Origin of the sequence: Variovorax sp. OV329 (genome assembly GCF_900114785.1) — a bacterium.
GTDB lineage: Bacteria > Pseudomonadota > Gammaproteobacteria > Burkholderiales > Burkholderiaceae_C > Variovorax.
On the sequence record NZ_FOUG01000014.1, the window covers coordinates 16532 to 30051 of the forward strand.

10 protein-coding genes are annotated in these 13520 nt (G+C 68.4%); 4 read left to right on the forward strand and 6 right to left on the reverse strand.

Features of this window, described 5'->3' with window-relative positions; translation table 11 throughout:
• The first annotated feature begins 160 nt into the window (after nt 1–160).
• Genes BM345_RS20975 through BM345_RS20985 form a run of 3 tightly spaced genes read left to right on the forward strand, consistent with a single transcriptional unit; the run spans nt 161 to nt 3094 of the window.
• Nucleotides 161–727 carry a TRAP transporter small permease gene (locus BM345_RS20975; RefSeq protein ID WP_093383141.1) on the forward strand — a complete coding sequence of 189 codons (567 nt, stop codon included), beginning with the start codon at nt 161–163 and terminating at the stop codon, nt 725–727.
• Nucleotides 724–2022 carry a TRAP transporter large permease gene (locus tag BM345_RS20980; RefSeq protein WP_093383144.1) on the forward strand — a complete coding sequence of 433 codons (1299 nt, stop codon included), beginning with the start codon at nt 724–726 and terminating at the stop codon, nt 2020–2022. The genes BM345_RS20975 and BM345_RS20980 overlap by 4 nt, the downstream gene beginning before the upstream one ends.
• A 34-nt stretch (nt 2023–2056) precedes the next feature.
• A complete protein-coding gene (locus BM345_RS20985) occupies nt 2057–3094 on the forward strand; it encodes a DctP family TRAP transporter solute-binding subunit (protein ID WP_093383147.1) in 1038 nt (345 codons plus the stop codon).
• A gap of 75 nt (nt 3095–3169) precedes the next feature.
• Here the strand turns inward: BM345_RS20985 and BM345_RS20990 are convergent, their stop codons facing one another.
• The 6 genes from BM345_RS20990 to BM345_RS21015 form a co-directional block, all read right to left on the reverse strand.
• The gene (locus BM345_RS20990; protein ID WP_093383150.1) at nt 3170–3646 is read right to left on the reverse strand and encodes a VOC family protein; all 477 of its coding nucleotides are present in this window, start codon (nt 3644–3646) and stop codon (nt 3170–3172) included.
• A 222-nt stretch (nt 3647–3868) separates the two neighbouring features.
• Nucleotides 3869–5215, reverse strand: coding sequence for an NADP-specific glutamate dehydrogenase (gene gdhA, locus BM345_RS20995; protein ID WP_093383153.1), 1347 nt, complete (start codon nt 5213–5215; stop codon nt 3869–3871).
• Nucleotides 5216–5323: 108 nt separating this feature from the next.
• Nucleotides 5324–6805 carry an efflux transporter outer membrane subunit gene (locus tag BM345_RS21000; RefSeq protein ID WP_093383156.1) on the reverse strand — a complete coding sequence of 494 codons (1482 nt, stop codon included), beginning with the start codon at nt 6803–6805 and terminating at the stop codon, nt 5324–5326.
• Nucleotides 6802–10074 (reverse strand): efflux RND transporter permease subunit, encoded by a 3273-nt coding sequence (locus BM345_RS21005; RefSeq protein WP_093383159.1) that lies wholly within the window; start codon nt 10072–10074, stop codon nt 6802–6804. Before BM345_RS21005 ends, BM345_RS21000 begins: the two co-directional genes overlap by 4 nt.
• Nucleotides 10075–10165: 91 nt before the next feature.
• The gene (locus tag BM345_RS21010) at nt 10166–11392 is read right to left on the reverse strand and encodes an efflux RND transporter periplasmic adaptor subunit (RefSeq protein ID WP_093383162.1); all 1227 of its coding nucleotides are present in this window, start codon (nt 11390–11392) and stop codon (nt 10166–10168) included.
• Nucleotides 11393–11529: 137 nt separating this feature from the next.
• Nucleotides 11530–12396, reverse strand: a complete 867-nt coding sequence (locus BM345_RS21015; RefSeq protein ID WP_093383164.1) for an alpha/beta hydrolase — start codon at nt 12394–12396, stop codon at nt 11530–11532.
• A 191-nt stretch (nt 12397–12587) separates the two neighbouring features.
• On the opposite strand from BM345_RS21015, the gene BM345_RS21020 reads away from it, so the two are divergent.
• Nucleotides 12588–13502, forward strand: coding sequence for a LysR family transcriptional regulator (locus BM345_RS21020; RefSeq protein ID WP_093383167.1), 915 nt, complete (start codon nt 12588–12590; stop codon nt 13500–13502).
• The last annotated feature ends 18 nt before the right edge of the window (nt 13503–13520 follow it).

Consider the following 13520-nt stretch of genomic DNA (forward strand, 5'->3'; position numbering starts at 1 on the left):
GCGGGCACACACTTGGTAAAGACCCGATGCCCGTTGTGGGCACCTCTCACTAACATGTGGCCGTGCCTTTCCTGTCGCGGCGCGCCGGTCCCCGGTGCCCGCCCTCCATGGCGCAACCCTGGTGCCATGGCCTTTCTGATTCGCTTCTCCGCCACGCTTCATGCCTCACACTGAAACCGGTGCCAAGCTGGATGCTGCCAGCCCGCTGCCCGACGAACTCCCCGGCCTGGACGAACCCACGCGCGTACCCCTCGCCATCGAGGACTGGGCCACGGTCGCCATCATGGGCCTGCTGGCCTGCATCACCTTCGCCAACGTGGTGGTGCGCTACTTCACCGATTCCTCCTTCGCCTGGACGGAAGAGTTCTCGGTCTTCCTCATGATCCTGCTTGCGATGGTGGCGGGGTCGGCCGCGGTGGCACGCGACCGGCACATCCGCATCGAGTACTTCGCCGAAGGCGGCTCCATGGCGCGGCGCAAGCGCCTGGCGCAGTTCGGCGCGCTGATGGTGGCGGTGCTCTTCCTGCTGATCGGCGGGCTGAGCCTGCGCATGGTGTGGGACGACTACCGCTTCGAGGAGACCTCGCCCGGCATCGGCGTGCCGCAGTGGTGGTATTCGGTCTGGCTGCCGATCTGCTCGCTGGCCATCGCGCTGCGGGCGCTGGGCCTCTTCGTCCGGCGCGGACGCAAGAGCAGCACGGCCAAGGACGGCGGCGCACAAGCATGATTCCCACGCTTCTCTTCGTCGCCTTCCTGGCGATGATGCTCCTGGGCGTGCCGATCGGGGCCGCCCTGGGCCTGGCGGGCGCGGCCTGCATCGCCCTGGCCAATGCCGATGCGCAATGGTTCGGCCTGCTGGCCGTGCCGCAGAACTTCTACGCCGGCCTGGGCAAGTACCCGCTGCTGGCCATTCCGATGTTCGTGCTGGTGGGCTCCATCTTCGACCGCTCCGGCGTGGCCTTGCGGCTGGTGAACTTCGCCATCGCCATCGTGGGCCGCGGTCCGGGCATGCTGCCGATGGTGGCCATCCTGGTGGCGATGTTCCTGGGCGGCATCTCCGGCTCGGGCCCGGCCAACGCCGCCGCCGTGGGCGCGGTGATGATCGCGGCCATGTCGCGCGCCGGCTACCCGCCCGCGTTCTCGGCCAGCGTGGTGGGCGCCGCCGCCGCCACCGACATCCTGATCCCGCCCTCGGTGGCCTTCATCGTGTACTCGGTGCTGGTGCCTGGCGCCTCGGTGCCGGCGCTGTTCGCCGCCGGCATGATCCCGGGCATCCTGGCCGGCCTGGCGCTGATCATTCCGGCAGTGTGGATGGCGCGCTCCAACAACATGGGTGCGCTGGAAGCCACCCTGCCCCGCCCGCCTTTCTGGAAGAGCTTCCGCGAAGCCACCTGGGGCCTGGCGGCGCCGGTGCTCATCCTCGGCGGCATGCGCGCCGGCTGGTTCACGCCCACCGAGGCGGCGGTGGTCGCGGTGTTCTACGGTCTGTTCGTCGGCATGGTGATCTACCGCACGATCAACGTGCGCGACCTGTTCGTCATCCTGCGCGAGTCGGGCGAGCTGTCCGCGGTGATCCTGCTGGTGGTGTCGCTGGCGGGCATCTTCGCGTACTCGCTTTCCACGCTGGGCGTGATCGATCCGGTGGCCAAGGCGATCGTCAACTCCGGCCTGGGCGAATACGGCGTGCTGTCGCTCCTAATCGTGCTGCTCATCACCGTGGGCATGTTCCTGGACGGGGTGTCGATCTTCCTCATCTTCGTGCCGCTCTTGTGGCCCATCGTGCAGCACTACAACTGGGACCCGGTGTGGTTCGGCGTGATCCTCACGCTGAAGGTGGCGCTGGGCCAGTTCACGCCGCCGCTGGCGGTGAACCTGATGGTGTCCTGCCGCATCGCCAACGTGCGCATGGAAGAGACCGTTCGCTGGGTGGGCTGGATGCTCTTCGCCATGTTCCTGGTGATGGTGGGCGTGATCGTCTGGCCGCAGCTGGCGCTGTGGCTGCCCCACAAGCTCGGCTACTAGTTTTTTTCGATTTTTCCAACAAGGAGACTTTCCAATGAAGTTCCGTCGCACCCTGCTGGGCCTGGCCGCCGTGGCCACCGCCCTGGCCACCTTCTCGGCCGGCGCGCTGGCGCAAGGCAGCTACAAGCCCGAGTACAAGATGTCGCTGGTGCTGGGCCCGCCGACGCCCTGGGGCCAGGCCGGCAAGATCTGGGCGGACCTGGTGAAGGAACGCACGCAGGGGCGCATCAACATCAAGCTGTACCCCGGCGTGTCGCTGATCCAGGGCGACCAGACGCGCGAGTTCAGCGCGCTGCGCCAGGGCGTGATCGACATGGCGGTGGGCTCCACCATCAACTGGTCGCCGCAGGTCAAGCAGCTCAACCTGTTCTCCATGCCCTTCCTGATGCCCGACTACGCGGCCATCGATGCGCTCACGCAGGGCGAGGTTGGCAAGGACATGTTCAAGATCGTCGAGAAGGCCGGCGTGGTGCCGCTGGCGTGGGGCGAGAACGGCTTCCGCGAGGTGACCAACTCCAAGAAGCCGATCAAGTCGCCGGAAGACTTGAAGGGCATGAAGATCCGCGTGGTGGGCTCGCCCATCTACTCGGACATGTTCACCGCCATGGGCGCCAATCCCACGCAGATGAGCTGGGCCGACGCGCAGCCGGCGCTGGCCAGCGGCGCGGTCGATGGGCAAGAGAACCCGCTGTTCCTCTTCACCGTGCTGAAGATGCACACGGTGGGCCAGAAGTTCGTGACCACCTGGGGCTACGTGGCCGACCCGCTGATCTTCGTGGTGAACAAGGAGATCTGGGAATCGTGGACGCCGGCCGACCGCGAGATCGTGCGCCAGGCCGCCATCGACGCGGGCAAGCAGGAAATCGCAATCGCCCGCAAGGGCCTCGTGGAGCCGGGTCAGCCGGTGCTCAAGGACATCGAAGGCATGGGCGTGACGGTGACGCGCCTCACGCCGGACGAGCGCGCCGCCTTCGTGAAGGCCACGCGCCCGGTGTACGACAAGTGGAAGAACACCGTGGGTGCGGACCTGGTGACGAAGGCCGAGAAGGCGGTGGCGGCACGGGGCAAGTGATGCGGATGCAAGGCCGTGCGCCTTGCACCCTGAGAAAGAAAGGGGCCCGCGGGCCCCTTTTTCCTTGCGCCGGAATCAGCCCCGGACGGCCGCCTCGATGGCCGCCACGTCGATCTTCTTCATCAGCATCATGGCGGCGAAGGCCCGCTTGGCCACCTCTCCGCCCTTAGCCATGGCGTCGGTCAGCACGCGCGGGATGATCTGCCAGCTGATGCCCCACTTGTCCTTGCACCAGCCGCACTGGCTCTCCTGCCCGCCGTTGCCGACGATGGCGTTCCAGTAGCGGTCGGTCTCTTCCTGGCTGTCGGTGGCGATCTGGAAGGAGAAGGCCTCGCTGTGCTTGAAGTGCGGCCCGCCGTTCAGGCCGATGCAGGGGATGCCCGCGACGGTGAACTCGACGGTCAGCACGTCGCCCTGCTTGCCGTCGGGGTAGTCCAGCGGCGAGCGCTGCACGGCGCCCATGCTGCTTTGCGGGAAGGTCTTGACGTAGAAGTTGGCGGCCTCTTCGGCGTCGCGCAAATACCAGAGACAGATCGTGTTCTTTGCGGTCATGGGCAAAACTCCAGGAGCAATCGTCGGTGATGAAGAGGCGACGGTGCTGTCCCGTGAAGCCGATGCCGGTGCGGGCCGCCGCGAAGATGCTGACACGTCGCGGCGCCCGTAGTTGAGCACCTCGTCCAGTCGCGAGGGGGCAGTATGGCGCAGGGTCGGCGGCCCCTCAAGCGCCGCCCGGCAGAGGGCGCCGCCGTGGTCGCCGGCCCCGCGCCGAGTCCGTCAGACCACGCCCTGCGCCAGCATCGCGTCGGCCACCTTGACGAAGCCCGCCACGTTCGCGCCCTGCACGTAGCTCACGCGCCCGCCCGCGGTCTCGCCGTGGTGCAGGCAGGCGGCGTGGATGCTCTTCATGATCTGCTGGAGCCGCGCATCGACTTCCTCGCGCGGCCAGGACAGGCGCAGCGCGTTCTGGCTCATCTCCAGGCCCGAGGTGGCCACGCCGCCGGCGTTGCTGGCCTTGCCCGGCGCATACAGCACGTCGTGCGCTTCCAGCACCTGGATGGCTTCCAGCGTGCTGGGCATGTTGGCGCCCTCGGCCACGCACAGCACGCCGTTCTTGACCAGCGCGCGGGCATCGTCGCCGTCCAGCTCGTTCTGGGTGGCGCTGGGCAGCGCGACCTGCACCGGCAGCAGCTTCCAGGGGCGTGCACCCTCGACATAGCGCGCGCCGGCCTGGGCCGCGTAGTCGCTCACGCGGCCGTGCTGGTCGTTGCGGATGTGCATGAGCAGCTGCAGCTTCTCCGGCGTGAAGCCGGCCTCGTCCACCGCGCAGCCGCCGGAGTCGGACACGGTGACCACCTTGGCGCCCAGGGCCATGGCCTTCTCGATGGTGTATTGCGCCACGTTGCCCGCACCGGAGACGGCCACGCGCAGGCCGTCGAAGGACAGGCCCTTGCGCTCGAGCATCTGCTGCGCGAAGTAGACATTGCCGTAGCCGGTGGCCTCGGGCCGGATCAGCGAGCCGCCGAAGGACAGGCCCTTGCCGGTGAACACGCAGTCGGCGCGGTTCGTGAGCTTCTTGACCATGCCGGCCAGGAAGCCGACCTCGCGCGCACCCACGCCGATGTCACCGGCCGGCACGTCGGTGTCGGCGCCCACGTGGCGGAACAGCTCGGTGGCGAAGGCCTGGCAGAAGCGCATCACCTCGGCATGGCTGCGGCCCTTGGGATCGAAGTCGGAACCACCCTTGCCGCCGCCCATGGGCAGCGTGGTCAGCGCGTTCTTGAAGGTCTGCTCGAAGGCCAGGAACTTCAGGATCGACAGGTTGACCGACGGGTGGAAGCGCAGGCCGCCCTTGTAGGGCCCGATGGCCAGGCTGTGCTGGATGCGGTAGCCGCGGTTGACCTGCACCTCGCCCTGGTCGTCCATCCACGAGACGCGGAACATGACGGTGCGCTCGGGCTCCACCAGGCGCTCCAGCAGGCTGTAGCCCTGGTACTTGGGATGGCGCTGGATGAAGGGCCACAGGCTGTGGATCACCTCGGTGACGGCCTGCAGGTACTCCCCCTGGCCGGGGTTGCGCTGGGCGATGTGGGCAAGGAAGGCGTCGGCGCTGCTGTACTTCATGGGCTGGCTGGATGGGTTTGCACGAAAAACGTGCATTCTCACCCAAGCATGAAGCACAGAAGGCACCGACTTGGCGCCTTCTTGCTCATTCGCACCAAACTGGCGCGATCAGGATTGGCCGCTGCGCGCGGGGCTCGCGCCTTCCTTGCTGACGCTCGTCGCCTCGCCCCAGCCGCCGCCCAGCGCCCGCACCAGCCCCACGGTCGCCTGGTATTGCAGCGCCTTCACGAGCAGTGCCTGCCGCCGGTTCTGCAGCTCGGTACGTCGGGCATCCAGCAGGTCGAGCTGGCCGATCGCCCCATTGCGGTAGCGCACGTCCGACAGGGACGATGCACGCCGCGCTGAAGCAACAGCCTGGTCCTGCACGGCCGATTGCTCGGCCAGCAGGCGCAGCGAAGAGAGCTGGTCTTCCACTTCCCTGAAAGCGACCAGCACCTGCTGCCGGTAGGCGGCCATCTGCTCGTCGAACTGCGCGTTGGCGCCCTGCACGCCGGCCTCGCGCCGGCCGCCGTCGAGGATGGGCAGCGACAGAAGCGCGCCCACGCCCCACGACCGCGCGGACCACTTGAGCAGGTCGCTCAGGTCGGGCGAGGCATAGCCGCCCGAGGCGGTCAGCGCGATGGTCGGGAACCACGCGGTCTGAGCCACGCCCACGCGCTCCTGCGCGGCCAGCACGGTCTTCTGCGCAGAGAGCACGTCGGGCCGGCGCGCCAGCATGGTGGACGGCAGGCCGGCCGGGATCGCCGGCAAGGCGGTCTTCCAGTCTTCCGCCGGCAGGCTGAAGGTGGAGGCCACCTCGCCCAGCACCACGGCCAGCGCATGCTCGACCAGCGCGCGGTTGCGCTCCACTGCCAGCGCGTCGGCCTCGGTGGCGGCCAGCTCGGTGCGCACGCGCGCCACGTCCAGCTCGCCCAGGTCGCCGGCGCGGTTGCGGCGCTCGGTGATGTCCAGCGTGTTGCGGTAGGCCTGCACCGTGTCGCGCATGATCTCGCGCTCGGCGTCCAGCGCACGCACCGCCAGGTAGAGCTGCGCCACCTCGGACTGCACCGCCAGGCGCGCACTCTGCAGCAGCGCTGCACGCGAATCGGCGTCCAGTGATGCGGCCTTGCTGGCACCGGCAAGGCGGCCGAACAGGTCCACCTCGTAGGAGGCGGCCAGGCCGGCGGTGAACAGGTTCGCGGGCTTGGTGCTGCCTTGCGCGCGGTCCAAGCCAGCGCCGCGGTTGGCCGAGGCGCCCAGGCCCACCTGCGGCGAGCGGTCGGAATCGACCTCGCGCGCCAGGGCGCGGGCCTGCGCCAGCCGCGCCGCGGCCTGCTGCACGTCGGTGTTGTTGCGGGCGGCGCGCTCGATCAGCTGGTCGAGCACCGGGTCGCTGAAGGCGCTCCACCAGCGCGCGTCGGCGGGCACCGCGGCCGGCGTTCCGGCCTTGGCCTGCGGGCCCTGCGCCTGTTCCTTGAACTGCACCTGCGTGTCCAGCTTCAGCTCGACCGGCGGCGGCGTGGCGCAGCCGGCCAGCACCAGGGCGGCCACCAGCGGCAGCCAGGTCCAGGAGATTCTCTTCTTGTTCATGCTCGTTGCTCCTTGCTTCATTCGTCCATGCCGCGCGGCGATGCCGGCTGCGGCTGAGGGCCATGGCCGCCACCGCTGCCGCCATGCGACGCGGCAGACACGTCGGCCGCGGGCGCGAAGGCTTCCTCGGTGTGCACTTCCTTGCCGTGCAGCTTGAGCGGCCGGTTGCCCGCCAGGCGGCGCAGCAGCACGTAGAACACCGGCGTGAGGAACAGGCCGAAGGCCGTCACGCCGATCATTCCGGCGAACACCGCCACACCCATGGCGCTGCGCATCTCGGCGCCGGCGCCGGAAGACAGCACCAGCGGCACCACGCCCATCACGAAAGCCAGCGAGGTCATCAGGATCGGGCGCAGGCGCAGGCGGCTGGCTTCCACCGCGGCCTGGAAGGGCGTGCGGCCGGCGAACTCCAGCTCGCGGGCGAACTCCACGATCAGGATCGCGTTCTTCGCCGACAGCCCCACCAGCACCATCAACCCGATCTGGGTGAAGACGTTGCTGTCCCCGCCCGAGAGCCACACGCCGGTCATCGCGGCCATGATGCCCATGGGCACGATCATGATGATGGCCAGCGGCAGCGTCAGGCTTTCGTACTGCGCGGCCAGCACCAGGAACACGAGCAGGATGGCCAGCGGGAACACGATCACCGCCGAGTTGCCCGCCAGGATTTCCTGGTAGGTCAGGTCGGTCCATTCGTAGTCCACGCCCTTGGGCAGCGTCTCGGCCGCGATGCGCTTGATCACGTCCTGCGCCTGACCCGAGGAATAGCCCGGCGCCGGGCCGCCATTGATGTCGGCCGTGAGGTAGCCGTTGTAGCGCATGGCACGCTCGGGGCCGAAGCTGGAATCCACCTTCATCAGCGCCGACAGCGGCACCATCTCGCCAGAGCTCGAGCGCACCTTCAACAGGCCCACGTCCTCGGCCCGTGCGCGGTAGGGCGCATCGGCCTGCACGCGCACGCTGTAGGTTCGGCCGAACTTGTTGAAGTCGTTGGCGTACAGGCTGCCCAGGTACACCTGCATGGTGTCGAAGATGTCCTGCACCGGCACGCCCAGCTGGCGCGCCTTGGTGCGGTCGATGTCGGCGTACAGCTGCGGCACGTTGACCTGCCAGCTGGTGAACATGCCCGTGAGTTCAGGCGCCTGGTAGGTCTTGGCCATGAAGGCCTGCACGGCCGCGTCCATGCCGGCATAGCCGACCGAGCCGCGGTCTTCCAGCTGCAGCTTGAAGCCGCCCGTGGTGCCCAGGCCTTCCACCGGTGGCGGCGGGAACATCACGATGAAGGCGTCCTGGATCTTGGCGAACTCGGCGTTGAGCTGCTGCGCGATGGCGCCGCCGCTTTGGTCACCACGCTTGCGCTCGTCGAAGGGCTTGAGCATGGCGAAGGCGATGCCCGAGTTGGAGCTGTTGGTGAAGCCGTTGATCGATAGGCCCGGGAAGGAGAGCGAGCCCTCGATGTTCGGGTTCTTGGCCATGACATCGCCCATCTTGCGGATCACCTCGTCGGTGCGGTCCAGCGTGGCGCCGTCGGGCAGCTGCGCGAAGCCGATCAGGTACTGCTTGTCCTGCGCCGGCACGAAGCCGTCGGGCACCGCCTTGAACAGGCCGAAGGTCGCGCCGATCAGCGCAAGGTAGACCACCATCATCAGCGCCTTGCGCGAGAGCACGCGCTTCACGCCGCCGCTGTAGGCCTCCGAGCCGCGATGGAAGAAGCGGTTGAAGCCGCGGAACAGCCAGCCGAAGGCGCGGTCCATGCCGCGGGTGAGCGCGTCCTTGGGTTCGTCATGGCCCTTGAGCAGCAGCGCGGCCAGGGCCGGCGACAGCGTGAGCGAGTTGATCGCCGAGATCACGGTGGAGATCGCGATGGTCACCGCGAACTGCCGGTAGAACTGGCCCGTGAGGCCGCTGATGAAGGCCAGCGGCACGAACACTGCCACCAGCGTCAGCGCGATGGCGATGATGGGCCCCGACACTTCGCGCATGGCACGGTAGGTGGCTTCGCGCGGCGCCAGGCCCGAGGCGATGTTGCGCTCTACGTTCTCCACCACCACGATCGCGTCGTCCACCACGATGCCGATGGCCAGCACCAGCCCGAACAGGGTCAGCGCGTTGATCGAGAAGCCCAGCAGGTGCAGCACGGCGAAGGTGCCGATCACCGACACCGGCACTGCCAGCAGCGGAATGATGGAAGCGCGCCAGGTCTGCAGGAACAGGATCACCACCAGAACCACCAGGGCGATGGCTTCCAGCAGCGTGTGCACCACCGAGTCGATGGAGGCGCGCACGAACTGCGTGGGGTCGTAGGCGATGCGGTACTCCAGGCCCTCGGGCATGAAGCGGGCCAGCTCGTCCATGGTCTTGCGCACGTCGGCCGAGATCTGCAGCGAGTTGGAGCCCGGCGACTGGAAGACGCCGATGCCCACCGCCTGCTGGTTGTCCAGCAGCGAGCGCAGTGCGTATTCGGAAGCGCCCAGCTCGATGCGGCCGATGTCGCGCAGCCGCGTGACGGCGCCGTCCCCGCCGGTCTTGACGATGATGTCGCCGAACTCTTCCTCGCTCTGCAGGCGGCCCTGCGCGTTGATGGACATCTGCAGGTCCACGCCCGGCAGGCCCGGCGATGCGCCGACCACGCCGGCCGCGGCCTGGATGTTCTGGCCGCGGATGGCGGTCACCACGTCGTTGGCCGACAGGCCGCGCTGCGCCACCTTCTGCGGGTCCAGCCAGACGCGCATGGCGTACTCGCCGCCGCCCCAGGCCTGCACCTGGCCCACGCCGTTGATGCGCGCCAGCCGGTCCTTGACGTTGAGCACCGCGTAGTTGCGCAGGTAGTTCATGTCGTAGCGGCCGTTGGGCGAGACCAGGTGGACCACCATCGTGATGTTGGGCGAACTCTTCACCGTGGTGATGCCCAGGCGCCGCACTTCCTCGGGCAGCCGCGGCTCGGCCTGCGAGACGCGGTTCTGCACCATCTGCTGGGCCTTGTCGGGGTCAGTGCCCAGCTTGAAGGTCACCGTCAGCGTCATCACGCCGTCGGTGGTGGCCTGGCTGCCCATGTAGAGCATGCCTTCCACGCCGTTGATGGATTCCTCCAGCGGCGTGGCCACCGTCTCGGCGATGACCTTGGGGTTGGCGCCCGGGTACTGGGCACGCACCACCACCGAGGGCGGGGCCACTTCGGGGTACTCGGAAATCGGAAGGCCGCGCAGGGCGATCAGGCCCGCCAGCAGGATCAGCACCGACAGCACGCCCGCGAAGATGGGCCGGTCGATGAAGAATTTGGACAGATTCATTTCTCTTCTCCTTTTTCGAGGGCGAGCGCATCCCCGGCGCCGCTCGGGCGCCTGTGCGTCGCTCTCAGGAATTCAGTCGGTCGTCAGTGGCTCAGTTCGTGGCGACCTTGTTGCCTGCGGCAGGGGCTTGCGCCACGTCCATCGGAACGTCCTTCGGCTCCACCGATGCGCCGGGGCGCACGTGCTGCAGGCCGTTGACCACGATGCGCTCGCCGGGCTTGAGGCCTGCGCTCACCACGCGCAGCCCCTTGGCAGGTGCGCCCACGGTGATCTCGCGGTACTCGGTCTTGTTGTCGCCGTTGACGACCATCACGAACTTCTTGCTCTGGTCGGTGCCGATGGCACGCTCGCTCACCAGCAGCACGGTGGCGGCCTTCACCTGGCCCATGCGGACGCGGGCGAACTGGCCGGGGATCAGGCTGCCGTCCTTGTTGTCGAAGGCGGCGCGCACGCGCACCGTGCCGCTCTTCGCGTCGACCTGGTTGTCGATCAACTGCAGCCGGCCTTCGAAGGGCGTGCCGTTGGTGGCGGCGGTGCCCATCTGCACGGGGATCTGGTCGATCTGGTTGCGCGAGCCGTTGCCCGGCAGTTCCTTCAAGGCCTTGCCGATGACCTGCTCGTCCACGTCGAAGCTGGCGTAGATGGGGCTCACCGAGACCAGCGTGGTCAGCACCGGCGCCGCGGCACCCGCGCCCACCAGGTTGCCCACGGTGACTTCGAGCTTGCCGATGCGGCCGGCCACCGGCGCCCGCACCTGGGTGTAGCCCAGGCTCAGGCGAGCGCTCTGCAGCGCGGCCTGCGCGGCGCGCAGGTTGGCCTCGGCCTCGCGCTTGGCATTGCTGCGCTCGTCCAGCTCGCGCTGGGCGATGGCCTGCTCGTTCCACAGGCGCGTGGCGCGCACCTGCTCGCTCTGCGTGTACGAGACGCGGGCCTGCGCGGCGGCGACCTGCGCCTCGGCGCGGTCTACCTCTGCGGCGTAGGGCGCGGGGTCGATGGTCACCAGCAGGTCGCCCTGCTTGACCAGCGCGCCTTCCTGGAAGTGCACGGCCTGCACGGCACCCGCCACGCGTGGGCGGACGTCGACGCGCTGCACGGCTTCGAGGCGGCCGGAGAACTCGTCCCAGGCGTTGATCTCGGTGGCCTCGACGGTGGCGACCGAGACCGGGATGGCCGGCGGCGCGGCGGGCGGTGCGCTGGCTTCGGCGCGCTGGCTGTTCAGGCCGAACACCGCCGAGGCCAGGGCCAGGGCGGCCGTCAGCGCGGTGAGGGTGGGCCACAGGCCCCGACGGGCCGTGTTGCGGATCTGTTGCTTGGTCATGGCTCTTCTCTTCCTTTTGGGTTCCATTCGGGATGCGACGGTCCTTCCGGCGCTGGTGGCGCCAGAAAGAATGTGTTCTTGTCGGGATCGGTCCGGCCTTCGGGCGCCGGTCGTCGGTGTCTCCGCCGACGGGGGAATCAGCTGGCGGGAGGCGGCGCTGCGCTGAGGAATTCGCGGAAGTGCTGCTTCACCGTCACCTCGCAGGGACATTCGCCGCTGGCGCCCTGCGCCAGCGACTCCTCCCAGCCGGCTGCACTGGGCAACACGATGCTGGTGACCGTATTGCCTGCTTCACGCAGGCGGGCGGCGTAGGCCAGGCCTTCGTCGCGCATGGCGTCGTCCTGGCCGACCACCACCAGGGTGGGGGCCAGCTGGCCCAGGCGCAGGGAGGCGCTGGGCACCGCATAGGGGTGCAGCGCGTCCTTGGGACGGCCCAGGTACTTGGCCCAGCCGGTGGCCCACTTGCAATGGACACCGTCGTCTTCCATGGCCTTGCGCAGCGACTCGGTGCCGGCGCAGGGGTCCAGCATGGGCGACAGCAGCACTTGCCCGGCCAGCGGCGGATGGCCGCGGTCACGGGCGATCAGGGCCATGCCCGCCGCCAGGTTGCCGCCGGCTTCCTCGCCCGCCAGGAAGATGCGGGCGTTCTTGCCGGCCAGCTTCGTGCGGTTCTTGAACAGCCACTCGAGCACGTCGAAGCCCAGGTCGATGGCGCCCGGGAACGGATTCTTGGGCGCCAGCGGATAGGCCAGCGAGAGCACCACCGCGCCACTGGCGGCCAGCAGGCGGGCAACCATGCGGCCGTCGTCCAACTCGCCGCAGACGAAGGTGCCGCCATGGAAGTGCAGCACCAGGGGGCTGCCGCCGGGCTGCTTCTCGCCGTAGATGCGCGCCGCCACCGGCTCGCGCCTGGGCAGGTCGATGCGGATGTCCTGCTCGGCCACGCCCCCTCCGGCCTGCGTGGGCAGGGTTTCGGCGGCGGTGGCGGGTGAGCGGGGCGACATGGGCAATCCTGGAAATGGAATGGTGGCAATCGATGGTCTGGATATTAGGACGCTTCGTTGTGTCAGAAACCCCTAATGAACACGTAAGTCTGTTTCTCCAGAAGGAACAATCAGGGGCTGTTGCCCGTGTGAGAATCCCGCTCCCTTCGGGGAAACCCCCAATCTCAAGGGCATGAGGAGAGCAAGAACAAATGGACCCCATCCTCGCCATGCGCGCTTTCGTGCGCGTCGTCGAATCCGGCAATTTCACCCGGGCGGCAGAGTCGCTCGCGCTGCCCAAGGGCACGGTGACCAAGCAGATCCAGTCGCTGGAGGAGCGCGTGCAGAGCAAGCTGCTCAACCGCACCACCCGGCGCGTCACGGTCACGCCCGACGGTGCGGCCTACTACGAGCGGGCGGCCCGGCTGCTCAACGACTTCGACGACCTGGAGTCGAGCATGACCAATGCGCAGGCCAGCCCGCAGGGGCGGCTGCGCATCGACGTGGGCTCGTCCACCGCGCAGCTGCTCATCATTCCGGCGCTGCAGAGCTTCTGCGACAAGTACCCCGACATCCAGGTCGACCTGGGCGTGACCGACCGGCCGGTGGACCTGCTGGGCGAGAACGTGGACTGCGTGATCCGCGCCGGCCAGCTGACCGACCAGTCGCTGGTGGCGCGGCGCATCGCGATGCTGCCCTTCATCACCGTGGCATCGCCCAGCTACGTGCAGCGCTACGGCACGCCGCAGCATCCCAACGAGCTGGAGAAGCGCCACCACGTGGTGGGCTACTTCTCGAGCCGCACGCGCCGCACCCTGCCGCACGAATTCAGGAAGGGCGAGGAGTTCATCGAGCTCACCCTGCCCTACCGGGTGTCGGTGAACGAGGCCAATGCGCACTTCAGCTCGGTGCTGGCCGGCTTCGGCATCTCGCAGGTGGTGCGCTTCCAGGCCGAGCCCTACATCGAGCGCGGCGAGCTGGTGCAGCTCTTGCCCGACTGGGACGTGGAGCCGCTGCCCATGTACGTTGTGTACCCGCCCAACCGGCACCTCAGCCCCAAGGTGCGCGCCTTCGTGGACTGGGCGGCGGAGCTGTTCGCCTCGTACCCGCACCTGCAGGGCAACTGAGGCGCCCTGCCTTTCTTT

Excerpts from the sequence above, each read along its gene's own strand:
- BM345_RS21020 (WP_093383167.1), top strand. The coding sequence starts at position 12,588 with ATGGACCCCATCCTCGCCATGCGCGCTTTCGTGCGCGTCGTCGAATCC.
- BM345_RS21010 (WP_093383162.1), bottom strand. The coding sequence starts at position 11,392 with ATGACCAAGCAACAGATCCGCAACACGGCCCGTCGGGGCCTGTGGCCC.
- BM345_RS21005 (WP_093383159.1), bottom strand. The coding sequence starts at position 10,074 with ATGAATCTGTCCAAATTCTTCATCGACCGGCCCATCTTCGCGGGCGTG.
- gdhA (WP_093383153.1), bottom strand. The coding sequence starts at position 5,215 with ATGAAGTACAGCAGCGCCGACGCCTTCCTTGCCCACATCGCCCAGCGC.
- BM345_RS20990 (WP_093383150.1), bottom strand. The coding sequence starts at position 3,646 with ATGACCGCAAAGAACACGATCTGTCTCTGGTATTTGCGCGACGCCGAA.
- BM345_RS20985 (WP_093383147.1), top strand. The coding sequence starts at position 2,057 with ATGAAGTTCCGTCGCACCCTGCTGGGCCTGGCCGCCGTGGCCACCGCC.
- BM345_RS21000 (WP_093383156.1), bottom strand. The coding sequence starts at position 6,805 with ATGAAGCAAGGAGCAACGAGCATGAACAAGAAGAGAATCTCCTGGACC.
- BM345_RS21015 (WP_093383164.1), bottom strand. The coding sequence starts at position 12,396 with ATGTCGCCCCGCTCACCCGCCACCGCCGCCGAAACCCTGCCCACGCAG.
- BM345_RS20980 (WP_093383144.1), top strand. The coding sequence starts at position 724 with ATGATTCCCACGCTTCTCTTCGTCGCCTTCCTGGCGATGATGCTCCTG.
- BM345_RS20975 (WP_093383141.1), top strand. The coding sequence starts at position 161 with ATGCCTCACACTGAAACCGGTGCCAAGCTGGATGCTGCCAGCCCGCTG.